26 protein-coding genes are annotated in these 24786 nt (G+C 67.5%); 11 read left to right on the plus strand and 15 right to left on the minus strand.

Annotated features, from left to right (window positions below; translation table 11 throughout):
• Nucleotides 1–70 precede the first annotated feature (70 nt).
• Nucleotides 71–511, plus strand: a complete 441-nt coding sequence (locus tag FA90_RS12780) for a GNAT family N-acetyltransferase (protein ID WP_036169237.1) — start codon at nt 71–73, stop codon at nt 509–511.
• 20 nt (nt 512–531) lie between these two features.
• Here the strand turns inward: FA90_RS12780 and FA90_RS12785 are convergent, their stop codons facing one another.
• Complete coding sequence (locus FA90_RS12785) at nt 532–2121, minus strand: DUF3443 family protein (protein WP_051971753.1); 1590 nt, start codon at nt 2119–2121, stop codon at nt 532–534.
• A complete protein-coding gene (locus tag FA90_RS12790; RefSeq protein WP_036169239.1) occupies nt 2118–2600 on the minus strand; it encodes a DUF2844 domain-containing protein in 483 nt (160 codons plus the stop codon). The genes FA90_RS12785 and FA90_RS12790 overlap by 4 nt, the downstream gene beginning before the upstream one ends.
• A gap of 404 nt (nt 2601–3004) precedes the next feature.
• Between FA90_RS12790 and FA90_RS12795 the strand changes: the two genes are divergently transcribed.
• Nucleotides 3005–3529: a DUF6622 family protein gene (locus FA90_RS12795; RefSeq protein WP_036169242.1), complete on the plus strand. Its 525-nt coding sequence runs from the start codon at nt 3005–3007 to the stop codon at nt 3527–3529.
• 1 nt (nt 3530) lies between these two features.
• On the opposite strand, the gene hrpA is transcribed toward FA90_RS12795, so the two are convergent.
• Nucleotides 3531–7631, minus strand: coding sequence for an ATP-dependent RNA helicase HrpA (gene hrpA / locus FA90_RS12800; protein ID WP_036169245.1), 4101 nt, complete (start codon nt 7629–7631; stop codon nt 3531–3533).
• A 53-nt stretch (nt 7632–7684) separates the two neighbouring features.
• On the opposite strand from hrpA, the gene argA reads away from it, so the two are divergent.
• From argA to FA90_RS12815, 3 genes are all read left to right on the plus strand, one after another.
• Nucleotides 7685–8998 carry an amino-acid N-acetyltransferase gene (argA, locus tag FA90_RS12805; RefSeq protein WP_081933827.1) on the plus strand — a complete coding sequence of 438 codons (1314 nt, stop codon included), beginning with the start codon at nt 7685–7687 and terminating at the stop codon, nt 8996–8998.
• 68 nt (nt 8999–9066) lie between these two features.
• Complete coding sequence (locus FA90_RS12810; RefSeq protein ID WP_036169250.1) at nt 9067–9339, plus strand: oxidative damage protection protein; 273 nt, start codon at nt 9067–9069, stop codon at nt 9337–9339.
• A 187-nt stretch (nt 9340–9526) separates the two neighbouring features.
• Complete coding sequence (locus FA90_RS12815; RefSeq protein ID WP_051971754.1) at nt 9527–10111, plus strand: DUF4337 domain-containing protein; 585 nt, start codon at nt 9527–9529, stop codon at nt 10109–10111.
• Nucleotides 10112–10202: 91 nt separating this feature from the next.
• On the opposite strand, the gene FA90_RS12820 is transcribed toward FA90_RS12815, so the two are convergent.
• The 6 genes from FA90_RS12820 to FA90_RS12845 form a co-directional block, all read right to left on the minus strand.
• Nucleotides 10203–10568 carry a hypothetical protein gene (locus FA90_RS12820; protein WP_051971755.1) on the minus strand — a complete coding sequence of 122 codons (366 nt, stop codon included), beginning with the start codon at nt 10566–10568 and terminating at the stop codon, nt 10203–10205.
• Between the two features lie 7 nt (nt 10569–10575).
• The gene (gene rpiA / locus FA90_RS12825) at nt 10576–11259 is read right to left on the minus strand and encodes a ribose-5-phosphate isomerase RpiA (protein WP_036169252.1); all 684 of its coding nucleotides are present in this window, start codon (nt 11257–11259) and stop codon (nt 10576–10578) included.
• Nucleotides 11260–11400: 141 nt separating this feature from the next.
• On the minus strand, nt 11401–11724 hold the full coding sequence (locus tag FA90_RS26460; protein WP_051971756.1) for a hypothetical protein: 324 nt from the start codon (nt 11722–11724) through the stop codon (nt 11401–11403).
• A 133-nt stretch (nt 11725–11857) separates the two neighbouring features.
• Nucleotides 11858–12151 carry a hypothetical protein gene (locus FA90_RS12835; protein ID WP_036169254.1) on the minus strand — a complete coding sequence of 98 codons (294 nt, stop codon included), beginning with the start codon at nt 12149–12151 and terminating at the stop codon, nt 11858–11860.
• A 32-nt stretch (nt 12152–12183) separates the two neighbouring features.
• On the minus strand, nt 12184–12447 hold the full coding sequence (locus FA90_RS12840) for a hypothetical protein (RefSeq protein ID WP_156116698.1): 264 nt from the start codon (nt 12445–12447) through the stop codon (nt 12184–12186).
• Between the two features lie 137 nt (nt 12448–12584).
• Nucleotides 12585–13076: a phage regulatory CII family protein gene (locus FA90_RS12845; RefSeq protein ID WP_051971757.1), complete on the minus strand. Its 492-nt coding sequence runs from the start codon at nt 13074–13076 to the stop codon at nt 12585–12587.
• Between the two features lie 82 nt (nt 13077–13158).
• Here FA90_RS12845 and FA90_RS12850 point away from each other — a divergent pair, with 82 nt between their 5' ends.
• The 3 genes from FA90_RS12850 to FA90_RS12860 are packed head-to-tail and all read left to right on the plus strand — an operon-like array spanning nt 13159 to nt 15555.
• A complete protein-coding gene (locus tag FA90_RS12850; RefSeq protein ID WP_036169258.1) occupies nt 13159–13962 on the plus strand; it encodes a hypothetical protein in 804 nt (267 codons plus the stop codon).
• Between the two features lie 4 nt (nt 13963–13966).
• Entirely contained in the window at nt 13967–14764 is a 798-nt protein-coding gene (locus FA90_RS12855; protein WP_036169261.1) for a hypothetical protein, read from the plus strand.
• A 26-nt stretch (nt 14765–14790) separates the two neighbouring features.
• The gene (locus FA90_RS12860; protein WP_036169263.1) at nt 14791–15555 is read left to right on the plus strand and encodes a hypothetical protein; all 765 of its coding nucleotides are present in this window, start codon (nt 14791–14793) and stop codon (nt 15553–15555) included.
• Between the two features lie 70 nt (nt 15556–15625).
• Here the strand turns inward: FA90_RS12860 and FA90_RS12865 are convergent, their stop codons facing one another.
• Entirely contained in the window at nt 15626–17698 is a 2073-nt protein-coding gene (locus tag FA90_RS12865) for a TonB-dependent receptor (protein WP_036169265.1), read from the minus strand.
• Between the two features lie 193 nt (nt 17699–17891).
• On the opposite strand from FA90_RS12865, the gene FA90_RS12870 reads away from it, so the two are divergent.
• Nucleotides 17892–18635, plus strand: coding sequence for an SDR family oxidoreductase (locus FA90_RS12870; protein WP_036169267.1), 744 nt, complete (start codon nt 17892–17894; stop codon nt 18633–18635).
• 48 nt (nt 18636–18683) lie between these two features.
• Here FA90_RS12870 and FA90_RS12875 read toward each other — a convergent pair whose 3' ends face one another.
• Together FA90_RS12875 and FA90_RS12880 are read right to left on the minus strand one after the other, a co-directional pair.
• The gene (locus FA90_RS12875) at nt 18684–19430 is read right to left on the minus strand and encodes an SDR family oxidoreductase (RefSeq protein ID WP_036169269.1); all 747 of its coding nucleotides are present in this window, start codon (nt 19428–19430) and stop codon (nt 18684–18686) included.
• A 100-nt stretch (nt 19431–19530) separates the two neighbouring features.
• Nucleotides 19531–19863 (minus strand): hypothetical protein, encoded by a 333-nt coding sequence (locus FA90_RS12880; RefSeq protein WP_036169272.1) that lies wholly within the window; start codon nt 19861–19863, stop codon nt 19531–19533.
• A gap of 40 nt (nt 19864–19903) precedes the next feature.
• Here FA90_RS12880 and FA90_RS12885 point away from each other — a divergent pair, with 40 nt between their 5' ends.
• Nucleotides 19904–20971: a glycoside hydrolase family 43 protein gene (locus tag FA90_RS12885; protein ID WP_036169274.1), complete on the plus strand. Its 1068-nt coding sequence runs from the start codon at nt 19904–19906 to the stop codon at nt 20969–20971.
• Between the two features lie 11 nt (nt 20972–20982).
• On the opposite strand, the gene FA90_RS12890 is transcribed toward FA90_RS12885, so the two are convergent.
• Nucleotides 20983–22203, minus strand: a complete 1221-nt coding sequence (locus FA90_RS12890; RefSeq protein ID WP_036169276.1) for a YeeE/YedE family protein — start codon at nt 22201–22203, stop codon at nt 20983–20985.
• A 59-nt stretch (nt 22204–22262) separates the two neighbouring features.
• A complete protein-coding gene (locus tag FA90_RS12895) occupies nt 22263–23234 on the minus strand; it encodes an AraC family transcriptional regulator (protein ID WP_051971758.1) in 972 nt (323 codons plus the stop codon).
• A 97-nt stretch (nt 23235–23331) separates the two neighbouring features.
• Here FA90_RS12895 and FA90_RS12900 point away from each other — a divergent pair, with 97 nt between their 5' ends.
• Complete coding sequence (locus tag FA90_RS12900) at nt 23332–24078, plus strand: SDR family oxidoreductase (RefSeq protein ID WP_036169281.1); 747 nt, start codon at nt 23332–23334, stop codon at nt 24076–24078.
• Nucleotides 24079–24103: 25 nt separating this feature from the next.
• On the opposite strand, the gene FA90_RS12905 is transcribed toward FA90_RS12900, so the two are convergent.
• Nucleotides 24104–24607 carry a hypothetical protein gene (locus FA90_RS12905; RefSeq protein ID WP_036169284.1) on the minus strand — a complete coding sequence of 168 codons (504 nt, stop codon included), beginning with the start codon at nt 24605–24607 and terminating at the stop codon, nt 24104–24106.
• Between the last annotated feature and the right edge of the window lie 179 nt (nt 24608–24786).

Below are 24786 nucleotides of genomic sequence, written 5' to 3' on the forward strand. Positions count from 1 at the left end.
CGGGCGGCGCCGATTGCGCAATCGAATGCCGCGTGCCAACATGCAGCTCCCCTCATCATGGAGAGTACGCATGGAGCACGGACTGCAGATTACCGTCGAAGCCCAGCCAAACCCGGCCGACATGCACGTCATTGTCGGCGGTTTGACCGCCTATAACGCCTTGCATGCGGGCGGCGACACGCCACGCTATTTCCTGATCACGCTACGCGACCAGGAAGGACAAGTGGTGGGCGGATTGATGGGGGCGGTCTACCTCGGCTGGACCCAGGTCTCGGCCTTGTGGATGCCCGAGGCCATGCGTGGACAAGGCCTCGGGTCGGCATTGATGGCGCGGGCCGAAGGGCTCGCGCGCGAGCGCGGCTGCCCGCGCATGTTTCTCGAAACGCTCAGCTTCCAGGCCCTGCCCTTCTACGAAAAGCTGGGCTACCAGGTGGTCAGCCGCATCGACGGTTTCCCGCCGGGCGGGGCGCGCTATGCGTTGACCAAGATACTCGCTGCGCAGCCGGACTGAACCGGCCCTGCAGCGTCCCATCAGAACGCCCAATACGGCGCGGTGTTGTTGCCTTCCATGCCGATATAAACCTTGCGGCCGAAGAAGAACGGCAGGCCCCAGTCGAAGGTGGTGGCGGCCTTGCTGCCGCTCCCCGGACCTGCGATCCAGCCCGCAGCCGTGCCATTCGGCAGCTTGTCGACGCTCTCGACCGTGAAGCTGATCGGGGTGGTGACGCTATTGTCTGCCGAAATGATGTTCGCGGTCAGGCTCAGCGGGGTCGACGGGCAGTAGAAGTCCGTGTTGAAGCTGCACTTGGGCAGGCTCGAATCGGTGAAGTACAGACCGTTCGAACCGGTATCCAGGAAGCTGTCGCCCATGGTCACGCCCTTGTACACCGTCGTCAGATTACCGTTGCGGTTGACCGCATAGGTGGTCGCGCCGCTCAAGCCGTTGTTCGACTGGGTGCCGATGCCGAACGTCAGCGTGCCGGTCGGCGGGGTGCCGCCGCCGGTGCTGACCTTCGGGTAGCTGATGATCACGCCATTGTTATTGACGGCGAACGCTGCGACCGGGTTGGAGACCTGCTGTGCCAGCGGCATCGTGGTCGACGTGCAGACGCCGCCCGTGCAGGCGTAGTAGGCGGCCGGCGCGGCGGTGGTGACGCAGGCCTGGCCGCAGTCCTGCTTGAACAGGCCAACGCCGAGCACGCCATTGGCGCCGAGCGCCTTCACGGTGCCCAGGCTGCCGCCCTTGCTGGTGCAGGCGCTCGGCGCCGGGCCGACGGAGCCGTCGCTCGCCACCTGGATCGACTGGTTCAAGGCGACTTCGGTGCCGATCTTGACGTCGGCCTTGAGCACGCTGCCCCAAGTGTAGCCGCTGACGAACTGGCCGCACTCGCCGACCGTGGCGCCCGACGCCGTGGTCTGCGCCGGCAGGCCCAGCGAAGCATCGAGCGGCGCGACGATACGCAGGCCGAACGAACCGGTGTCGACCATGACGTGGTCGATCGTCTGGCATTGCGTGGTGCCGGGTTTGCACACGGTGACGCTGACGTATGGGATGTTGATCGCGTTATTGTCGCTGCCGGCTGGACCGGTATCCATCGTCATCTGCACGGTGTTCGAGATCACCGGCGGGGTGACGTTGACGCTTGCGCTGGAGGTGGCCGAACCGCAGGTGATCGTGTAGGTCGCGGTGTAGGCGCTGGTCGCGGACCTGGTGGTCACGTCCTGGCTGCCGCTGGTCGCGATCGTGCCGGACCAGTCGCCGGATGCCGTGCAATTGGCGGCGCCGGTATCGGCCGAGATCCAGGTCAGGGTCACGCTCTGGCCGGCGGTCACGGTGGCGGCGCCGGCGGTGAGCTTGGCCGAGGCCACCGGATTGGTCGGTGTCGTCGGTGACGTCGGTGTCGTTGGTGAGGTAGTCGGGGTGGTGGGGATGGTCGGCGTGGTCGTGCCGGTGCCGCTGGACGGGGCCGAGGAACCGCCGCCGCCGCCGCAGGCGGCCAGCATCAGGCCGGCGGACAACGCCACCAGGCCGGTCAAGAAGCGGGTCGACAATGCGCGGCTCGACGATACGCGGTCCGATTGCACGCCGCCTCGGGATGACAGTTGGTCGATGGGCTTCATTGGATGTCTTGTACGTTAAAACCGGCCGGCAGTTTGGCCTTGATCCAGGCGCGGCCGGCGTAGGCGCGCATATGGCCCGTCGATTCGATAGTCACGTCGGCGCGGTCGATATGGAGCTGGCTGTGGCCCGCCATCGGACGGCTTGCCGCTGCGCTGGTCAGGGTCTGGAATTGATCGCCCAGCAGCGTGCGCAGGTCGGGAATGAAAGGACCGTTCCAGCTGACCGCGAACACCGTGCCGTCGCTGCCGACGTATTCACGCACGACCGTGCCGCTGGTCAGCGTGGTGCTGTTGACGTTGTAGTTGACCGCGCTGGCGCTGCCCGCGGCCAGTGCACGCGCGCGTACCGCCTGGCTCGATGCCGTATCGGGGAAAGAAGTGGGCGCGTGGCCAAGCGAAGCATGGCAGGCCAACGATACCGTTGCCAGCAGCCCGGTCGCCATCATGCGCAGGCCATGTTTATACGAGGATAATTTCATGTCACTGTGTCTCGTTGATGGTGGGTACTATGTGAATTTTGTTGCCGTCTGTACGTTTCAACACGACACTTTTTACCTGAACTGAATTACCTTGTCAGTATTTTTTTAATCGTGCGCAAATATCTGCCGAGGCTGGGGACAAAAAAAATGCCGATGGATCACCATCGGCAAAATATTACGGAGAGAAACAGCAGTCTCTGCACCTGCCAAGCCAACTGCGGCAGGCAAGTCATGGTAGGTCCATATCGCGCCGTGCAACATTACAAGTTGGTAGGGTTCGTCGCCGAAAAAACGCGCTTCGCGCCGTTTTCCGGCGTTTCGTCGCATGCCATCCCCACCCATCCGGCAGGCTGGCAAAGTCGCATCAACCTCAATCCCAATGCTGACTTTTCAAGGAGATCGACATGTTGATGCAATTGCTGCGCCACACCCCGCTGTTCGTCTGGGCCATCCTGGCTTTCCTGGTCGTACGTGGCGTGCTGGCGACACGCGAGCGCGACGCCAGCCTGCGCAAGCTGTTCATCATCCCCGCCGTGATGCTGATACTGGCCCTGCAGGACATCGCCATGCGCTTCGGCCTGATGGGTCCGGCGCTGGCGGCCTGGGGCGCCGGCGTACTTGCCACGGCGCTGCCGATCTGGTTCCTGGGACGCGCACGCATCGTCGCAGGCAGTACCGCAGGCAACCTGCGCCTGCGCGGCAGCTGGGCGCCGCTGTGCGTGATGCTGGCCGTGTTCGCCATCAAGTATACGGCGATCGTCGCCACCCTCCTCCAGCCGCAGCTGCGCCAGGATGCGCTGTTCGCAGCCGCACTGTCCGCCGCCAGCGGCATGTCGAACGGTTACTTCCTGGGCAGCCTGGCGCGCGACCTCAAGGCTTGGGCAGCCTTGCGCGACGCAGCGCCGGGCGCCGACCAGGTCCTGGCTTGAATCAGCGCAGCATCGACTCCCATACCTTCTGCAGGCGCTTGGACGACACCGGCATCGGCGTCCTGAGCTCCTGCGCGAACAGCGAGACGCGCAGTTCTTCCAGCATCCAGCGGAACTCGATCATGCGCGGGTCGAGGTTCTTCAGCGGCTGGTTCTTGATCGTGCGCTGGAACTGCGACGCCGCCGTCTGCCACTCCGCCATCAGCTGGGCGTCGCGGCTGGCGTTCTGGCGCATCTTCTCCAGGCGCACGTTCATCGCCTTCAGGTAGCGCGGGAAGTGCGCCAGCTGGCTGTACTCGGTCTCGGCGATGAAGCGCTTGTGCACCAGGCCCTGCAACTGGGCCTGCATGTCGGCGGCCACGCTCGAGGACAGGTTCTGCAGGCGCTTGGGCATGCCGTGGAACTCGGCCAGGATCTGCCCGACCAGGCGCGCGATCTCGTTGATCAGGAGGCCGATGCGGCCCTTGCCCTCGTCGCGGCGCTTGTTGAAGGACGCGGCGTCATGCGGCAGCGGATCCTGCAGACATGCGATGTCGATCGCCTTGTTGACGATCTGCTCGCGCAAGTCCTCGGGCGAACCGACCGACATGAACTGCATGCCCATTCCCTGCAAGCCGGGGATGTTCTTTTCGGCGAACTTGAGCTGGTCCTTGAACTGCAGCGCGAACAGGCGGCGCAGGCCGATGCGATGGGTGCGCGCGGCCACGTTCGGGTCGTCGAACACTTCCAGGTCGCAGTGGTTGCCCTTGTCGACCAGCGCCGGGAAGCCGATCAGCGTCAGCTTGCCCTGGCGGATTTCCATCAGCTCGGGCAGCTCGCCGAAAGTCCAGCCGGTGATGTTGGTGACCGCCGGCGCCGGGGCGTTCGAGGCTGCCGCAGCCGCCGGCGCGGCGCCCTTCCCTTGCGCGGGCGCGCTCGCCTGTCCCTGCGCGCGCGTGGGCGCAGGCGCAGGCCCGGACCCGGGCTTGCCGAACGCCGCCTGCGCGCGCGCCTGGCCGTTGGCCACGTCCTGCGGCGACGCCTCCGCCATACGCTGGAAACTCTGGCGCGCCTGGTTGCCCAGTTCCGCCTGCAGCGTGGCCAGGTTGCGGCCCATGTCGAGCTGGCGGCCATGCTCGTCGACCACCTTGAAATTCATCGACAGGTGGGCCGGCAGCGTCTCCAGCTTGAAGTCGGTGGTGAGCACGCGCGCGCTGGTGTGCTGGTGGATGTCCATGATCAGCGCGTCGACCAGGTCGCCGCGGCCGAAGCGCACCGGATCCGAGTTACGCTCGAAGAAGCCGGCCGCGTACTCGGGCAGCGGCACGCAATGGCGGCGCAGCTTTTGCGGCAGGGACTTGAGCAGCAGCTGCACTTTTTCCTTCAGCATGCCCGGCACCAGCCAGCCCGGACGCTCCTGCGGAATCTGGTTCAGCGCGAACAGCGGCACGCTCAAGGTGACGCCGTCGCGCGGGCTGCCCGGCTCGAAGTGGTAGCTCAGCCCCATCTCGATGCCGGTGACGTTCATGGTCTTCGGGAACAGCTCGGTGGTGACGCCGGCCGCCTCGTGGCGCATCAGTTCTTCGCGGTTCAGGAACAGCAGCTTCGGGTTGTCGCGCGAGGCGTCCTTGTACCACTTCTCGAAGCCGGCGCCGTTGACCACGTCGCGCGGGATCTCCTTGTCGTAGAAGGCCTGGATCAGCTGGTCGTCGACCAGCACGTCCAGGCGGCGCGACTTGTGCTCGAGGTTCTCGATCTCGCGGATCAGCTTGTGGTTGTGCGCGAAGAACGGCGCGCGCGTCTCGTAGTCGCCGCCCACCAGCGCCTCGCGGATCAGGATCTCGCGCGACTCCATCGGATTGATGTTGGCGTAGTTGATGCGGCGCTGGCCGTACACGACGATGCCGTACAGCGTGGCGCGCTCGCTGGCCGTCACCTGCGCGCTGCGCTTTTCCCAGCGCGGCTCGCCCCACGATTTCTTCAGCAGGTGCGCGCCGATCTTCTCGACCCACTCCGGCTGGATCTGGGCGATCGTGCGCGCGTACAGGCGCGTGGTCTCGATCAGTTCGGCCGCCATCACCCACTTGCCGGCCTTCTTGCCGAGCGTGGAGCCGGGCCAGATGTTGAACTTGATGCCGCGCGCACCGAGGTAGCCGCCGCCGCTTTGCGCGGCGCGCGACGCCGTGGCGCCTTCCTCTTCGAGTTTATAGCCGATGTTGCCGAGCAGGCCGGTGAGCAGCGCCATGTGCAGCTGGTCGTAGGTGGCCGCGGCGTCCAGCAGGCGCCAGCCCTGTTCCTTGACGATGGTGAGCAGTTGCGAATGCACGTCGCGCCATTCGCGCAGGCGCAGCTGCGACAGGAAGTTCTCGCGGCAGCTGTCCTGCAGCTGGCGGTTGCTCTTCTTGTGCTCGATCGCCTGGGCGAACCAGTTCCAGATCTTCAGGTAGCTGAGGAACTCGCTCTTCTCGTCGGCGAACTTCTTGTGCTTTTCGTCGGCCTGCTGCTGGTATTCCATCGGCCGGTCGCGCGGGTCCTGCACCGACAGCGCGGAGGCGATGATCAGCATCTCGCTCAGGCAGTGGTTGTCGACCGCGGCCAGGATCATGCGGCCCACGCGCGGGTCGAGCGGCAGCTTGGCCAGCTTGCGCCCCATCGGCGTGAGCGCGTTCTCGTCGTCGACCGCGCCCAGTTCCTGCAGCAGCTGGTAGCCGTCGGCGATCGCGCGGCCCTGCGGCGGCTCGACGAACGGGAAGGTCTCCACATCCGTCAGGTGCAGCGACTTCATGCGCAGGATGACCGCGGCCAGCGACGAGCGCAGGATCTCCGGGTCGGTGAATTTCGGACGCTGGGCGAAATCCTCTTCCTCGTACAGGCGGATGCAGACGCCGTCGGCGACGCGGCCGCAGCGGCCGGCGCGCTGGTTGGCGGCGGCCTGCGAGATCGGCTCGATCTGCAGCTGCTCGACCTTGTTGCGGTAGCTGTAGCGCTTCACGCGCGCCAGGCCCGAGTCGACCACGTAGCGGATGCCCGGCACGGTCAGCGAGGTCTCGGCCACGTTGGTGGCCAGTACGATACGGCGCGCGTTGGTGGTCTTGAAGACGCGGTCCTGTTCCTCGCTAGATAAGCGGGCGAACAGCGGCAGGATGTCGACGTGCGGCGGATGCTGCTTGCGCAGCGCCTCGGCGCAGTCGCGGATCTCGCGCTCGCCGGGCAGGAACACCAGCACGTCGCCCTGTCCCAGGCGACACAGCTCGTCGACGCCATCGACCACCGCGTCGACCAGGTCGCGCTTGTCGCGCGCCGCCTGCGCTTTCGACACGCCCTTGCTTGAATCCTGCGCGCCGGCCGGCGGCGAGACCGGGTCGCGCTCGACCGGGCGGTAGCGCACCTCGACCTTGTACAGGCGGCCCGAGACTTCGATCACGGGCACGGGTTTTTCCGGCGTGCCGAAATGGCGCGCGAAGCGGTCGGCGTCGATGGTCGCCGAGGTGATGATGATCTTCAGGTCGGGCCGACGCGGCAGCAGCTGCCTCAGGTAGCCGAGCAGGAAGTCGATGTTCAGGCTGCGCTCGTGCGCCTCGTCGATGATGATCGTGTCGTAGGCGCGCAGCAGCGGGTCGGTCTGGGTTTCCGCCAGCAGGATACCGTCGGTCATCAGCTTGACCCAGGCGCCCGGCGACAGCGTGTCGTTGAAGCGCACCTTGTAGCCGACGTGTTCGCCCAGCGGCGAGCCCAGTTCGTGGGCGATACGCTTGGCGGTGCTGGAGGCGGCGATACGGCGCGGCTGGGTGTGGCCGATCATGCCCTTCTCGCCGCGTCCGAGTTCGAGGCAGATCTTGGGCAGCTGGGTGGTCTTGCCCGAACCGGTTTCGCCGGACACGATCACGACCTGGTGGTTCATCAGCGCCTTGGCGATTTCCTGGCGGCGTCCGGAGACCGGCAGGTCTTCCGGAAAGGTGATCGGCGGCAGAGGATTGCGCACGGCCGGCTTGCGCTCGCGTGCGGGGGCGTCCGCGCGCGTCTGCGCCTGCGCGCGAGGCGGGCGCGTCTGCGGCTGCGATTGGCTTTCGGAAGATGCGGCGCGCGCCGTGTTCGGTGCAGGCTTGTTACTCTGTTCAGACATTGATTTCTTCAAGATTTGGTGCGCACGACGCGCAGCGAATTATAATGCGGCAAATGGAAAACCCTACCCTATTCGTCCAGTGGCTGCGCTCTGTCGCGCCGTATATTCATGCGTTCGGCGGCAAGACCTTCGTCGTCGCTTTTCCCGGTGAACTGGTCGCCTCCGGCGCCCTGCCGGTACTGGCGCAGGACCTGTCCCTGCTGGTCGGCCTCGGCATCCGCGTGGTGCTGGTGCACGGCTCGCGGCCGCAGGTGGCCGAACAGCTGGCGCTGCGCAACGTCGAGGGCCGCTTCCACAACGGCGTGCGCATCACCGACGGCGCCGCCATGGAATGCGCGAAGGAAGCCGCCGGCGAACTGCGCCTGGACATCGAAGGCGCGTTCAGCCAGGGTTTGCCCAACACGCCGATGTCGAATGCCCACATCAGCATCGTCTCCGGCAACTTCGTCACCGCGCGCCCGCTCGGCGTCATCGACGGCGTCGACCACGAGCTGACCGGCGTGACCCGCAAGATCGCCGCCGACAAGATCCAGACCATCCTCGAAACCGAGGACAACATCGTGCTGCTGTCGCCGCTGGGTTTCTCGCCCACCGGCGAGGTGTTCAACCTGACCATGGAAGACGTGGCGTCCGCCGCCGCGATCGCGCTGCGCGCCGAAAAGCTCATCTTCCTCACCGAGGCGGAACTGATGCGCGACGCGGCCGGCGCCGACATCCGCGAACTGTCGACGCACCAGGCCGAAGCCGTGCTGCAAGCGGGCTTCCTGCCGGCCGACGCCTCGTTCTACCTGCAGCATGCGATCAAGGCCACCAACCGCGGCGTCGACCGCGCCCACGTCGTGCCCTACCAGATGGACGGCTCGGCGCTGCTCGAACTGTTCACCCACGATGGCGTGGGTACCATGATCAGCGCCGAAAACCTGGAGAGCCTCCGTCCCGCCACAATTGAGGACGTCGGCGGAATTATCAAGCTGATCGAACCGCTCGAAGCCGACGGCACGCTGGTCAAGCGGCCGCGCGAGCTGATCGAACGCGAGATCGAGCAGTTCTCGGTCATCGAGCACGACGGCGTGATCTTCGGCTGCGCCGCCCTGTATCCCTTCCCGGAAGAGAAGATGGCCGAAATGGCTTGCCTGACCGTCAGCCAGGATGCCCAGGCCCAGGGCGACGGCGAGCGCATCCTCAAGCACATGGAAAACCGTGCACGCGCGGCCGGCATGAGCAAGCTGTTCGTGCTCACCACCCGGACCTCGCACTGGTTCAAGAAGCGCGGCTTCATCCCGGCCACGGTGGAAGACCTGCCCAAGGACCGCGCGCACATGTACAACTGGCAGCGCCGCTCGCAGGTGCTGATCAAGCCGCTGTGATGGCCGGTGCGTTTTTACGTACCGCCTTATAATCACGTTTTTCGAATATCCGAACCAGGAGCAAGAACATGGCCCGCACCGTCCACTGCATCAAACTGAACAAGGAAGCCGAAGGCCTGGCCTTCCCGCCCTACCCGGGCGAGCTGGGCAAGCGCATTTATGAAAGCGTGTCGAAGGAAGCCTGGGATGGCTGGCTCAAGCACCAGACCATGCTGATCAACGAAAACCGCCTGAACATGGCCGACGCACGTGCGCGCAAGTACCTGGCCACGCAGATGGAGCGCCACTTCTTCGGCGAAGGCGCCGACCAGGCGCAAGGCTACGTGCCGCCGACCGCCTGAGCCTTCCGACTTTCCGCCACGCGCAACGCCGATCATGAAAGCGGCGCCGGGATCCGTTCCCGGCGCCGCTTTTTTTCGTCCATCCGTCGCCGTCCGATCCTTACCAGCCTGTCATCCACGCCTGCGCATGGATCGGCGATACTTGCCGCCTCTATCTCAGCACAACCGTTCCAAGAAACCGCAAGCCATGGAGCCCACCGAACTCATCAGCGACGATGCCGCCTCCTCCAATGACGCCCTGAACCGCAAGGTGGCGCTCACCGTCGCCCTGCTGGCGTCCTTCATGGGCGTCTGCAAGATCAAGGACGACAACATCAACCAGGCCATGCAGCAGGCGCAGGCCGACAAGATCGACCACTGGGGCTTTTACCAAGCGCGCAACCAGCGCCAGGAAAACGCCCACATCGCGCTGCTGCAGTTGCGCCTGGCTGCGCCGGCGCGCCCGGCCGCCGAGCAGGCCGGCTACCAAAAAGCCATCGAGGAACTGGAAAAGCTGGAAGCCGACCAGGCGAAAAAGAAGCAGGACGTGCAGAAACAGGCGCGCGACGACCAGGCCAACTACGACGCGCTGAACTACCGCGACGACCAGTTCGACCTGAGCGACGCCGCGCTGGCGCTGTCGCTGTCGATGCTGGCGATCACCACGCTGACGCGCCAGCGCTGGCTTTACCGGGCGGCGCTGGTGCCGACCGCGTTCGGCGTGTTCTACGGCGCCGCCGGGCTGTTCGGCTTGCCGTTCCATCCGACCTGGCTCACCAACCTGCTTTCCTGAAACCGGCGGTATGCGTTAGCGTAAGGTGGCCTCGCAAAACCGTAGCGGGCATCGCAGACCGCCAGTGCAACGCGGAGCAGGTTTGGCGAGGTTACATTCCACGACATTGGCGCAGCTCGCAGCGCGCCATGAAGGTCTTGCCGTTGTCGCACTGCATCCGATAGACCTCGACCGGCCCCGGCGGCGTCACCAGGCCGGCGCCCAGGCCACCCTGGCAAGCCTGCTCGCGCGCCATGCGCTCGACCGTGGCCGAGGACACGCCGGTGTGGAACGGCAGCTTCTCGATCGGCGCCCCATCGGCGGTGCGCAATGCCGGCTCGGGCGCACGCGCGGGCGCGGATGCCTGCGCGCGCGTGGCCGGGTCGGCCGGCATGAGGCTATGGATGCCCGCGCAGCCGCTCAGCAGCAGTAACGGCAGCAACGCCAGGCACGGCAAGGTCGCGGACAGTCGCTTCATCGGCCTCTCACCCCCCGTAGGTCATGGTCTTGACGCCGTCGCCCGTGCCCAGCAGGCAGACGTCGGCGCCGCGGCGCGCGAACAGGCCGACGGTGATCACGCCGACGATGCCGTTGATGCTGGTCTCCAGCGCCACCGGGTCGGCGATGTCCAGGCCGGCCACGTCGAGGATGTAGCCGCCGTTGTCGGTCACCTGCGGCTCATTGGTGCCCTTGTTCAGGCGCAGGCGCGGCTGGCCGCCCAGGGCCTGCAGCTGGCGCGACACGGCATTGGCCGCCATCGGGATGATCTCGACCGGCAGCGGGAAGGCGCCCAGCCTGGCGACCAGCTTGGAGCCGTCGGCGATGCAGACGAAGCGCCTGGACACCGAGGCCACGATCTTCTCGCGCGTCAGCGCCGCGCCGCCACCCTTGATCATCGCGCCCGAGCCGTCGATCTCGTCGGCGCCGTCGACGTAGACGGAAATCGAGTCGACATCGTTCAGGTCGACCACGTCGATGCCGTGGCTGCGCAGGCGCGCCGCGGTCGCTTCCGACGAGGCCACCGCGCCCTTGATGCGCTCCTTGATCTTGCCGAGTTCGTCGATGAAGTAGTTGGCGGTCGAGCCGGTGCCGACGCCGATGATTTCGCCGTCGACCACGTAGTCGATGGCGGCGCGGGCCACGGCCTGCTTGAGTTCGTCCTGGGTCATGTCAATCGTGGGAGGTAGGGAAATGGCGACATTTTAACGGATGGCGGCGCACCCGCCGCAAATCGCTTGCCCTCCCGGCCGTGCGCCGAGTGCCGGCGTACGGCCGCTTGCAGACCGCTCAGTGGCCGCTGCTGTTGCCGCTCAGTGGCCGCTGCTGTTGCTGGTGGCGCTGGTGCCGGTGCTGCTGGTGCCGGTGCTGCCGGTGCCGGTGCTGCCGGTGCCGCCGGCGCCGGACGACGCACTGCCGCGGTCGGCCGCCGTCGGGGTGCCATAGGCGCCGATGCCGGTCGCGTTGCCTGTGCCGCCTGCACCCGAGCTGGTGTTGTTGTCCGAGTTGCCGACGCTGGTGGCCGCGCCCGAGGACGAGCTGCCGCTCATGTCGCTGGCGCTGGGGCCGGTCGAGCTGCAGGCCGCCAGGCCCAGGGCCATCAGGCCGCCGATCAGTACGCTTTGGTAGGTTTTCATGGTGTGCTCCGATTCGAGGTTGATGACGTCGATGTTAAGCCGGCGGCGGCCGTTTGAAATAGGATGAGTCCGTCTCACGGCGTAGGAACAGCCGTACGATCTCTTTCCATTGCCGGCCGCGCAGCCGTCCGGGTCAGCGGTTGCCGACGCCGTTGTTCACGCCGTTCGAAGCGGCGCCGGTCGGCACGTTCGGCGGCGGGTTAGCGCCGTCGAGTGTCGGCGGCGTGGCCGGCGACGCGGTGTTGGTCGCGTTGTTGCTGCCGCCCACGCCGGCGCCGCTGTCGACGCCACTGCTTGCGGTCGCGCCGGATGAGGAGCTGCCGCTGCTCAGGCTGCTGCCCGTGTCGCTGGGCATCGGCGTCGAGCTGCAGGCCGCCAGGCCGAGCGCCATCGCGCCGCCGACCAGGATGCTATGAAAAGTTTTCATGATCTTCTCCTTCGCTCAGCCGATCGGCCCGATCAGCGGTTGGCGCCGCCGGAGGTGCTGGTGGCGGTGGACGGCGCTGTCGGGGCGCCGGTGTTGGTGGCGTTGTTGCTGGCGCCCGCACCGGCATTGTTGTCGGCGCCGTTGTCGCTGCCTGCGGTGGTGGTGCCGGTGTTGGTGCTGCCGGTGCTCATCGAGCTGCCGCTGCTCATGTCGCCGCCGCTGGTGCCGGTCGAGCTGCAAGCGGCCAGGCTGAGGGCCATCAGGCCGCCGATCAGTACGGTTTGATAGGTTTTCATGATGTTCTCCGTTGGGTGGTTGTACAACTGATCTGGGGCCGCCAGCTCGTGAGCAAAATAGGATGAGGTCGCTCTATCGTGTAGGAAGAGGCGCACGGCCACTTTGCCGGCGTGCCCCTGCCGCGCCGCTTTCCATTTCAGTGTATGCCGCTCCCGGTTTCGTCGCGCAGACGCGCGCGCCACGCGCCCAGCACCGACAGCGCCGACTGGAACTTGCGCTCGATCAAATCCGCCTCGGTGGGCGTGATGATACCGTCGAGCAATGCGCTCGACACCGCCTCGGCCACTGCGCCGACCTCGCTCATCACCCGGCACACCGTCTGCGACAGATCGTCCTGGCGCGCCGATTCCGGCTGGGGCACGACGAACGCCGCCATGCCATGGCGCACCAGCAAGGCATGCAGTGGCAGATGGGCCTCCGCCACGCCCGCTTTATGGCAGCACTCGACGATCTGCGATACCTCTTCGAATGAGGGGTAGTGCGAGGCGATCGTCGGCGATAACTTGTTGCGCAACACGTTGACCGATATGTCCAGCTCCTGCGCCAGCGCATCCAGGCCGCCGGGGAACTTGCGCGCCACCGTGTAGAGCGCATCGTGCTGGTTCATGTCCAGGTAGCGTCGGGTCATGGTAATCCTCGCAGTGTTTTACCGATGCGTTCCAGCATCGTGTTCGTTATTCTGATTCTAACTTTTGACGGCGCCCTTGACCATGTTGAAGACTGCCCATTTCTCCATCGTGCTATCCGTGCTGCTCGCGCTGGCGCCTGCCCTCGATGCGGGCGCAAAACCGGGCGCCTCGTTCAGCCACGGCTTTTCGTCGCACGCTTCCAGCGGCCATGCATCGACGCCGTCATCGTCGCATGCGGCGGCGCCGAAATCCGGCTTCGGTGCGTTCAGCAGCCGGCAGGCGGCTGCTGGGGCGCCGGCGCGCAGCCCCGGCGCAGCCGATGCAAGCAATGCGGCCCCGACCCGGCCGCGCGGCGGCTTCGGCAGCTTCGGCAGCGCCCAGGGCGCGCCACGGCAGTCCGATTCGGCGCTGTCGCAGCAGCTGAGCAAACAGTCGGCGCAGGCCAGGGCGCTGGAGACGCTCGGCCAGCGCAACGCGGCCAAGGCGGCTTCGAACGCACCCCAGCCGGCCCCCCAGCCGATACCGCAGCCGATGCCGCCAAATGGCATGCAAACGCCGGCGGTCCCGCCCACGGTCGTGGTGCACCAGGGCGGCGGCGGCCTCGGCCACGTGATCGCCGGCGCCATGATCGCGCGCAGTGCCAGCGCACATGCGCACGGGGGCGGCTACGGGGGCGGCTATTACCCGGCGCCGGGTGGCCCCAACAACGGCGTCAACGGCAACGGCGCACACAGTGGCGGCACGTCGTTTTTCAGCATGCTCGTGACGTTGTGTCTGCTGGCGGTGATCGCCTGGGGACTGTGGTTCGCCTGGCGCGGCTGGCGCCGCCACCGCGCCGCCCGGCGCGAGGCCGACAAACCGAATTATTCGTTCGAAAGGAACTGAGGCCATGGCCTGGAAAGATGTGTTCAGTTACGTGCGCGGCATGGCCGACAAGCGCGGCTTCGGCGCCGCCGCCGCCGGGGAGGCAACCCGCGCCGACGACGGCCTGCCGCTGGGCGCGCGCATCGGCAGCCTGGTGAAGATCCAGCAGTCGCCGATCATCCGCGCCCAGGCCAACGGCTCGCTGATCGCCACGCTGGACGCCGGCGAGGACCGCGTGCTGGCGGTGTCGCAGCTCAAGCTGGAACCGCACACCGAGCTGTACCGCTTTTATCTGGCGATGGGCGACGATGACGGCAAGGAAAAGTTCCTGCAGGTGTTCTGCCGTCCCGACGGCGCCATCGCCGAGATCCTGTACTGCACCGGCCTGGCGCGCGTGATCCCGGAATCGCTCGAAGACCAGCGCGCCTACACCGGCGAAGCCGGCTACGGCCTGGGCGACGCCGGCTACACGCTGTGGCGCGAGCAGCTGGCCGACATGCTGTCCGAGGCCGGCCTGGCCGCCGTGTTCGGCGATCTCGACCGGATCGACTTCACCCGCGACGCGGGCGCGCGCGAGTCGGTCTTCGTGGCGCCGTTCCGCGGCCAGGAAATCCGCATCGACGACGCCCAGGGCAAGCATGGCCTGCGCCAGCAGCTGGTCACCATGCCGTACGTGCGCCAGCTGGCCGGCGGCGCACGCGAAATCTTATCGATCACGACCGAAATCGTCGACGGCGTCGATGGCGACGCCAGCCGGCGCGACATCCATGTCGACTTCGTGATCGGCATCCCGGTCGAACCGGAACGCATCACAGTGCAGTAGTACTTTTACCAACGAAAGGAACAGCAATGAGCAACGCTAGTGGATGGGGCCTGACCGCACGCCTGGTGACGAAGCATTTTGGCGCCCTGGGTAGCCGGATCGCCGAGGCGATCGCCAACTTCGACCCCGAAACCGCGACCGAGGCCGATCGCGACCGCCTGGTCGCCACGCTGCGCGACACCGCGCAATTGCTGGCGACCGCGCGCGCCCAGTTCGCCAAGGAGCACGGCGACGTGATCAACCTGCAGACGCTGATCGCCAACGACGAACGCGCCGCCGAGAAGCTGGCCGAGCGCCTGGCCGCCGGCACCATCTCCGAAGCCACCGTCACGATGTTCTGCGACGAGCTCGAGTCCAACAAGGCGCGCCTGCCGCAGGAGATCCAGGAAGAGGCCGACGCCAAGGAATACATGGACGAGCTGCAAAAGATCGTCGACGCACTGTCCAGGCAGCTGGCCGAGTTCGACGCCCAAGCCAAAAAGGCGATGCAGGAACTGGCCGCCGCCAAGGCCCAGAAGCAGCTGCAGGAAATGCGCATGGAGCGCCAGAGCCAGCTGGCCGGCTTGACCAGCATGCAGGGCAGCTCGAGCGCCTTGACCGCCCTCACCCGCCGCGCTCAGGCGGTCAGCAACGAGGCGGCCGGCATGCGCATCGTCGCCGACATCGGCCAGAAGCCGCTCGACCAGCAGGCCGAGCTCGACGCGATCCGCAAGTCGGTCAGCCAGCCGGAAGCCGGGACCGAGAGCGCGCTGGAACGGCTCAAGCGTCTCTCGAGCAAGACGCCGGCATGATCGTGGCGTCACGGTTATGCGCCGCCGCCGCGGCGCCATGCGGCAGCGGCGGCGGCATCACGAGGCGGATTCACTCGAACTTCTGCACGAATCCGACATAGACCCGCCGCGCGACGACGTGCTCGAACCCGCTCTGGCGGAAGGTGGCGGCGTCCGTCCGATCGCTGCGCCGGCTGCCATCGAAGATATCGTTGGCGTTGACCGTCAGACTCAGCGTCTTGCCCAGCTTGTGCTTCCAGCCCAGGTTGACGCTGCTGGTCGCGCCTTCGCGGCCAAGCGGCGTGATGCTGGAGGACTGGCCATGCGCATCGAGCGAGACGTCGTCGTGCGCGCCGCTCCAGGCCGCGCGCAGGTTGAGCGTGCCCGCCAGGCCGTCCTGGCGCACGATATCCGCCAGGTCCGGCGTCTCGAGCGTCACCTGGTACACGCTGGTATCCACGCCCAGGCGCAGCTGGGCGTTCACGGTCCAATCCAGCGAGCCCGAGACCCCGACCGAGCGCGCCTGGCCGCCGTTCTGCTTCGACGTGACGATCACGCTGTCGTCGATGCTGCGCGCGTCGACGACCGTAGCACGGCTGGTGCGCACAAAGGCGCCGAGATTGCCGCTCAACCGTTCCACCTGCGCATCCAGGCCGGCTTCCCATGCACTCAGGCGCTGCGGCTGCAGGCCGGGATTGCCGCGGCTGAGGTCGTGCGCATCGACGTAGGTGGTGAAAGGATCGAGGTCGCGCGGGTCGGGCCGCTGCAGGCTGCGGCGGTAGCTGAGCGTCAGGCCGGCCTTGCCGCCCAGGTCGTATTTCAGGTGCAGGCTGGGGTCGAACGTCTGCCAGTGTGCGGCCTGCGCCGACTCCACACGCACGGCCATGCGCTCCAGGCGTGCGCCCAGCAGCGCTTCCCATGCTTCATGCCGGATCTGGTCGGTGACGTAAGCGGCTTGGACCAGCGTGTTCACCGCGTAGGCGTTGGTCGTGCCGGGATCCGGCGTCTCGGCGCGCGTCAGCGGATCGAGCGCGGCCTGGTAGTTGCCGAGCTCGTCGACCTGGCCGCGCAGGTCCAGGCCCAGCCCCAGCTGCCCGCTGTCGAGCGGGCGGCTCCAGTCGAGCGTGCCCTGCGTGAGATGGCGCGCGCTGCGGCTCGCGCCGTGGCTGAATGCGGTCGCGCGCGCGGGCGCGAGGAAGACGTCGCTGTACGACTTGTCGACCAGCGCGTCCGTGCTGCTGCGCTGGAACATGGCCTTGAGCGCGCTGGCGCTGTCCTGGTGGCTGAAGCTCAGGCTGGTGCTGTCGTCGGACTGTTCGTTGGGACCGTCCGAGATGCGGTGATAGCGGGTCTCCGTGCCGTCGCCGCGCTCGCTGTTAAGCACGTCGAACAGCGGATGAGAGCGGCGCGCGTTGTGCCGCGCCGTCAGGCTGAGCGTGTCGTGCTCGCCGATCGCATCGTCGATGCCGAAGGCCGCGCTGTCGACCACGCGATGGACGAACACCTCCGAGCGCTGCGTCGTCCGGCCGCTCCGTCCTTGCAGGGGATCGCGCCAATCGACGCTCGACGCGCGCAGCTTGTCGTTGCCGTCGTGGCGCAACGCCAGGCTGGCGTGCGCGCTCAGCTGGCCGCGCGTGACGTCGCCCGAGGCGCCGAGGTTGCACAGCCCCCCCTTCGCGGTGCTGCCCTGCACTTGCCCATGCGCGCCCGGTTTGCGGTTGCGCTTCAAGACGATGTTGAGGATCGCGCCGCCGTTGGCGTTGTAGGCCGCCGATGGATTGGTGATGACTTCGATGGCGGCGATGTCGGCGCCGCTCATGGTCTGCAGCGCCAGCGCGCGCTCCTCGCCGGAGCCGGACAGCATCGCGCTCGGCTTGCCGTCGACCAGCACCGTCACCTGCTTGTTGCCCTTGACCGTGATCCGGCCGTCGGCCGTGACCGATACGTCCGGCGTCGCCTGCAGCAGATCCTGGGCGCTGCCGTTGGCCGCGCGCGGCGCGTTGGAGACGTCCACCACGGTCTTGTCGAGCTTTTTCACGACCGCTTCTTTTTTGGCGGTCACGGTCACCGTCTGGATGGGATCGAGTTCCTGCGCGGGCGCGTCCGCACTCGAGGCCAGCGCGGCCAGGCCAGACAGGAGCGCGAACAGTGTCGACTTCGGCACGGCATGTCCTTGGTGATGGAGGAAATCCATTCTAGGCAGGCGCGGCACGCCCGCATGCGCGTGTGTGACCGATGGCCGATGCGATGGGGTGAATGCGCGTATTGACCCTGCACGTTTCCGCACGCAGCGCCGGACGCGAATTTGCGGGCTGGGCTATGCTGGCCGTTCACGCAATCACCGAAGGAAGCGAACAGTGGAAAACAATATCCAGGACAAGGTCATCGTCATTACGGGCGCCAGCAGCGGGCTGGGCGAAGCCACGGCCCAGCATCTGTCGACGCTGGGCGCCATCGTGGTGCTGGGTGCGCGCCGCGTGGAGCGCATCGAGGCGCTGGCGCACGAGCTGAACACGGCCGGCGGCCGGGCGCTGGCGGTGCAGACCGACGTCACCGACGCCGCGCAGGTCCAGGCGCTGGTCGACGCCGCCATCGCCAAGTACGGCCGCGTCGACGTCATGCTCAACAACGCCGGCCTGATGCCGCATTCGCCGCTCGAGCGTCTGAAAATCGACGACTGGGACCGCATGATCGACGTGAACGTCAAGGGCGTCATGTACGGCATCGCGGCGGTGCTGCCGCACATGATCGAACGGCGTTCGGGCCACATCATCAGCGTGTCGTCGGTGGCCGGGCACAAGGTGCGCCCGGGCAGCGTCGTCTACTCGGCGACCAAGCACGCGGTGCGTGTGATCTCCGAAGGCCTGCGCCAGGAAGTCAAGGCGTACGGCTTGCGCACGACGATCATCTCGCCGGGCGCGGTCGACACCGAACTCCCGAACAGCATCACCGAAGCCGACGTGGCCGAGGGCGTGCGCAAGTTCTACGAGATCGCGATCTCGCCGACCTCGTTCGCGCGCGCGGTCGCGTACGCGATCGGCCAGCCGGACGACGTCGACATCAACGAGATCCTGTTCCGGCCGACGCAGCAGGAATACTGACCGGTTGACCGGCGGATCGACCGGTCTGCGCAGCCTGCGGCGGCTGCGTCAGCTGTACTGCGCCAGCATCCGCAGCGCTTCGTCGAACTGTCCCTTGGCCTCGGCTTCGCGAAAATACCGGACGCGTTCCACGCACACTTCGGCGGGCGTGTCCGGCGCGTGCAGCAGCGCCATCACCTCATCGGCGAAGGCGTCGAGCGGCATGCTGTTCGGGTCGTTCGACTGGCCCGGCGTGAGTTCGGTCTGCACCTGCGGCGGCACGATTTCGATCACTTCCACCTTACCCGCGTGCAGCGGGCGAATCGCGGCCGTGTACGAGTGGATCGCCGCCTTGGTCGCACTGTAGGTGGGTGCGGCCGGATAGGGAACGAAGGCCAGGCCCGACGAGACGTTGACGATGGCCGCATCGGCCTGCGCGGCCAGGTGGTCGATCAATGCATTCGTCATGCGGATCGGGCCGAGGATATTCGTCTCGATCATCTGCTCCGCCTGCGCCAGGTCGCGCCGGGTGACGATCTTTTCGGCGCTGTACACGCCGGCGTTATTGACCAGCACATTCAACTGCGGGTGCTCGGCGACGACCTGCCGGGCAAAGGCCTCGACTTCGCTTGCCGTGGTCACGTCGAGCACGTAGGCGCTCATCCGTTCGCGGCCGGCGATGGCCGCATCGAGCGCCTGCCGGCGCCGTCCCGTGACGATCACGTGGTTGCCCGCATCGTGCCAGCGCTGCGCCAGCGCCTGTCCGATGCCGCTGCCACCGCCGGTGATGAGAATCGTATTGCCGCTGTGTTTCATGCCTGTGTCCTCGTTCGTTTCAATGATGTCGAATGGGGTGCGCGTCGCGCCGGCTGATCAGCCGGAGATCGGCGCGTTCGTCAATTCATCCGTGGCTGGTTCACGCCTCGCCCAGCGCCGCAAACCAGTCCGCGTACGGCGTATTCTTCGCCATCTTGCGGTTGAAGTCCGGCGCGCCGTCGCGCCACCAGACCGGGCCGCGCTCGCCCAGGCCACGTTTGGCGGCGTCGACTTCCGCACGCGCCGCGCGTTCGGCATCGACGTCGCCTGCCTTCTTCGCCACCCCGACCTGGCGCCGCGCGCGCATCAGCCGGTCGACCAGCGCCTGGCGCACGTCGGGCGCCAGGTCCGGATTGCTGGTGCGCCAAAGCCGGCCGTCGACCACGAAATAGCGGCCGTCCGGGGTGACGGGATGTTGGCGCGGCGACGACATGGGCTTACTATACCGTCAAGCTCAACCACCACGGTGCACGATGAAGAATATCCGAGTCCGTCTCAAGCGCAGCCTGCTGCCGCTGCTGTTGTCCGCCGCCGCGTACGCGCACGCCGCCAATCCGATCGTGCCCGGCTGGTACGCCGATCCGGAAATCCGCATCTTCGCGGGCCAGTACTGGATTTTCCCGACCTATTCCGACAGCGTCGCGCCGTCCGGACAGCAAACAGACTTCACACCGGACCAGCAGCGCATGCGCGCACGCTCGGACCTGATCTGGGCGCCGTTCCTGGCGCAGACCTTCCTGGATGCGTTTTCCTCGCCCGACCTGGTGCACTGGACCAAACACCCGCGCGTGCTCGACGTGAAGGACGTGGCCTGGGCCGCCTACGCGGTGTGGGCACCGTCGGCGATCGAAAACAAGGGCAAGTACTACCTGTTCTTCGGCGCCAACGACATCAAGGCCAACGGCCAGCTGGGCGGGATCGGCGTGGCGGTCAGCGACAAGCCCGAGGGGCCGTTCAAGGATGCGCTCGGCAAGCCGCTGATCGGCGAGATCCACAACGGCGCCCAGCCGATCGACCAGATGGTGTTCAAGGACGACGACGGCCAGCTGTACATGTACTACGGCGGCTGGAAGCACCTGAACGTGGTCAAGCTGGCGCCGGACCTGAAAAGCGTGGTGCCGTTCAAGGACGGCCGGACTTACAAGGAAATCACGCCCGATCCAGAGTACGTCGAAGGCCCGTTCATGGCCAAGCGCAAGGGGATGTATTACCTGATGTGGTCCGAAGGGGAATGGACCGGGGCCGACTACAGCGTGGCGTATGCGATGGGGACGTCGCCTTCAGGCCCGTTCAAGCGCATCGGCAAGATCCTGGAACAGGACCCCGGCGTCGCCACCGGGGCCGGCCACCATTCGGTGCTCCAGCTGCCGGGGAGCGACGACTGGGTGATCGCCTACCACCGCCACCCGCTCGGCGACAAGGACGGCAACCACCGCCAGCTGGCCATCGAGAAGCTCGAGTTCAACCCCGACGGCACGATCAAGCCGGTGAAATTGACGACGCAAGGCGTGGCGCCGCATCCGCTGGCGGCCACGCCTTGAATTAAAACAGGTCAGCAGCCAGTCTGCTGCACCACCCGCTCGACTTCCAGCCCGAACAGCGGACGCAGGCGCGTGCCCAGCACGTTGCCGACGAAGGCGGCGACCAGCCACAGCCAGCCGTGCAGGCTGCCCGAGACGATGCCGCTGAAGTAGGCGCCGATGTTGCAGCCGTAGGCCAGGCGCGCGCCGTAGCCGAGCATCAGGCCGCCGACCACGGCCGCAAGCAGCGAACGCAGCGGCACGCGCCACTTCGGCGCGTAGCGGCCGGCCAGCGCCGCCGCGGCCATCGCGCCCAGCACGATGCCGACGTCCATCACCGAGGTCACGTCGTGCGACACCGGCGCCGCCAGCGCGGCGGCATTGGCCTTGGTCGACCAGTAGGTCCAGCCGGCGACGTCGATGCCGATCGAGGACGCCGCCTTGGCGCCCCACAGCGCGAACGCCGAGGTCACGCCCCACGGACGGCCCGACAGCGCCAGCGTGGCGAAGTTGAGCAGCACCAGCGCCAGCGCGCCGGCCACCATCGGCCACGGGCCGCGCAGCCAGCGCGCCGTCGACGCCGTGGTCAATTCCGGCGCCACCAGGCGGCCGTGGCGGCGCTTCTCGACCACGACGGTGACGAACGCGATCAGCGCGAACACGGCCCAGTTCAGCAGCAGCGCCGGCGCCCAGCCCAGCGTCTTGACCAGCGAGATCGGCTGCAGCTGCGGCATCGAGGTCCAGAACGGCATGTGCGCGGTGCCGATCAGCGAGCCGACCACGAACGAGGCCAGCGTGACCAGCATGCGCGTGCTGCCGCCGCCGACCGTGTACAGCGTGCCGGAGGCGCAGCCGCCGCCCAGCTGCATGCCGACGCCGAAGATGAAGGCGCCGACGATGACCGAGGTGCCGGCCGGCGACACCAGGCCGTTGACCGGCGCGCCGAACAGCGTGCCGGCGGCCAGCGCCGGGAAGAACAGCGCCACGCCGACCGCCAGCATGATCATCTGCGCGCGCAGGCCGGCGCCGCGGCCGTCGGCGATGAACACGCGCCAGGACGAGGTGAAGCCGAAGGCGGCGTGGTACAGCGCGACGCCGAGCAGCGCGCCGACCACGTACAGGGCGGCCTGGCGCGCGCTCACCGCCTGCGCGAGATACAGCGCGCCGAGCACGATGAGCAGCAGCGACACGCCCAGCGGCGTCGGGTTGATGTCGACGCGCGGACGAACCGGCAAGGTAGCAGTGTTTGACATGATGAATCGAAGCCTATCGAGATGACACGTAAACGCGTATTTTCGCGCTTTTTCAGGTTTCATGCAGACGCCGCCTGCGCGACCGGCTCCGCGCCCGCGCGCGTCGCATTCGCGTAGCGCGCGGGGGGGACGCCGATATGGCGCGCGAACGCCACGCTGAAGGTGCTGGCCGAGCTGTAGCCGACCCGCTCGGCCACCTGCGCGATGGCGCAGCCGCCGCGCCGCAGCAAGTCCTTGGCCAGCGCCATGCGCCAGGCCAGCAGGTACTCCATCGGCGCCACCCCGACCGCGCGCGCAAAGCGCTCGAAAAAGGCCGAGCGCGACAGCGCCGCTTCCTGCGCCAGCTCGGCCACGGTCCAGGCGCGCGCCGGCGCCTCGTGGATGCGGCGCAGGGCCGCGGCCAGGCGCGCGTCAAGCAGGCCGCGCACCAGGCCGGGCGAAGCGCCGGTCTCGCTGTTCGAACGCAGCGCCTCGATCAGCAGCACCTCGAGCAGGCGCGCCATCACGACCTCGCGCGCCGGCCGGTCCGATCTGGCCTCGTCGTCGAGCAGCGCCACCAGGGTCGCCAGGCGCGCCTCGCCGCGCACGTGCACGTAACGCGGCAGCAGCGACACCAGCAGTGCCGCGTCGGGCGCATCGAACACGCAGTGGCCGATCAGGAAGCGCACGTCGACCGGCGCGTCGTGGTCGCCCAGGCGCGCTTCGCCGGGGCGGGGAAACGACGGCGGGGTGGCGAAATCGCGCTCGCCCGGCGTTTCCAGGCTCGCCATCGAGAACTCGCGCGTGGCCGGCACCAGCACGAAGTCGCCGGGCTGCAGCAGCAGCGGGGCCTCGCCCTGCAGCGTCATGCGGCACTGCCCTGCGAGCACCGCGCAATACGAAGGCTGGCCGGTGTCGGGGCGGCGCACGCCCCAGCGTCCGGCCGCGCCGACGATCTTGGTGAAGCGCACCGCCGGCTGCAGCAAGCCGACGACTTCGGCCAGCGGATCGATCGTCGCCGGATTCGTCTCTGGATGCGTCTGTGGATTCATCTCTGGACTCTCGCGAAATTTTCTCGGACTTCCGATTGTAGCCCGTCCGGCGCGGCTCGGCTATCGTTCCGTTACACCCTCTACAAGGAGTCCCATCATGCAAACCGTATTGATCACCGGCTGCTCGTCCGGCTTCGGTCTCGAGACCGCGCGCCTGTTCCTGGAACGCGGCTGGAACGTCGTCGCCACCATGCGCACGCCGCGCACCGACCTGCTGCCGGCGTCCGAACGCCTGCGCGTGCTGGCGCTCGACGTCGGCAGCGAGGCCAGCATCGCCGCCGCCGTGCAAGCCGCCGGCCCGATCGACGCGCTGGTCAACAATGCCGGCATCGGCATGCTGTACCCGCTCGAAGCCACGCCGATGGCGACCACGCGCGCGGTGTTCGAGACCAACACGCTCGGTACCATTGCACTGACCCAGGCCGTGCTGCCGGCCATGCGCGCGCGCGGCGCCGGCGCGATCGTCAACGTGACCTCGACCGTGACCCTGAAACCCCTGCAGCTGCTGTCGGTGTACACGGCCAGCAAGGCGGCCGTGAACGCATTCACGGAGTCGCTCGCGCTCGAGCTGGCGCCGCTGGGCATCCGCGCGCGCCTGGTGCTGCCGGGGATGGCGCCGACGACCAACTTCGGCCAGAACGCCGGCCCGCGCATGCAAGGCGAGATGCCGGAAGCCTACCGGCCGATGCTCGACGCGGTGTTCGGCGCCATGCGCGGCCACACCGGGCCGCTGACGCAGGCCGCCGACGTGGCGGAGGCGGTGTGGCGCGCGGTGACCGATCCGAACGCGCCGATGCGCATCCCGGCCGGCGCCGATGCCGAGGCGCTGGCGGCCTCGCTCTGATCACCCCGGGTGCGGCATGCGCCCGTCATTCTTCGGGTGGCAGGCAGCCGTACAGCCGGTGGCTTTCGCGGTCGCTGCTGACGATCTGGTGCACCAGCAGGCTGCCGTCGCGCTGGCGCGCCAGGCAAAAGCGCGCCTCGTAGCTGGGCGCCGCGGCGTGGCTGCGCGGACGCGCGTCGATGTGCAGGGTGTAGACGCGGCCCGCTTCCAGCGCCGCCGATGCGCTGCGCGGCAGCGCGGCCACGCGGCCGCCGTAGGGCACGCACATCGAAAAGCTGAGCGGGAAGCTGCGCCCGGGCGGCATGCGCATCGTCCACAGCTGGCGCCGCCCGTCCGACACGCTCACGGCCTGAAAGTCGGACGTGCCGAGACGCTCCTCGCGCGGACTGATCGTGAAGCACGGTCCGCCGCGCGGCCCTTCGCGTACCTCGGCTTGGCCGACCCGGGCCTGGGCCGGCCGCACGGCGGCCATCAGGATCGCCGTCAACAGCGTTGCCAGCATGATGCCGCTCGGGTCTCGGGTGTGCATGGCTGCCTCGTGTATGAAAAAACGCAAGGCAAAGCCTACGATGGTGCGTGGGGTGGCTGTTGAGTACGCGCAAGGTCGAGCTTGCAAGCGTGCAGCGTGTCCGGCGCCGCTCCGCCCTTTTCCGGCGCCGGCGCCGGCCTGGGCCATGCCAGGCTGACCCGTGCGGCGCGCCGGCGCCG

The sequence above is a fragment of the Massilia sp. 9096 genome, assembly GCF_000745265.1.
Taxonomy (GTDB): domain Bacteria; phylum Pseudomonadota; class Gammaproteobacteria; order Burkholderiales; family Burkholderiaceae_D; genus Telluria.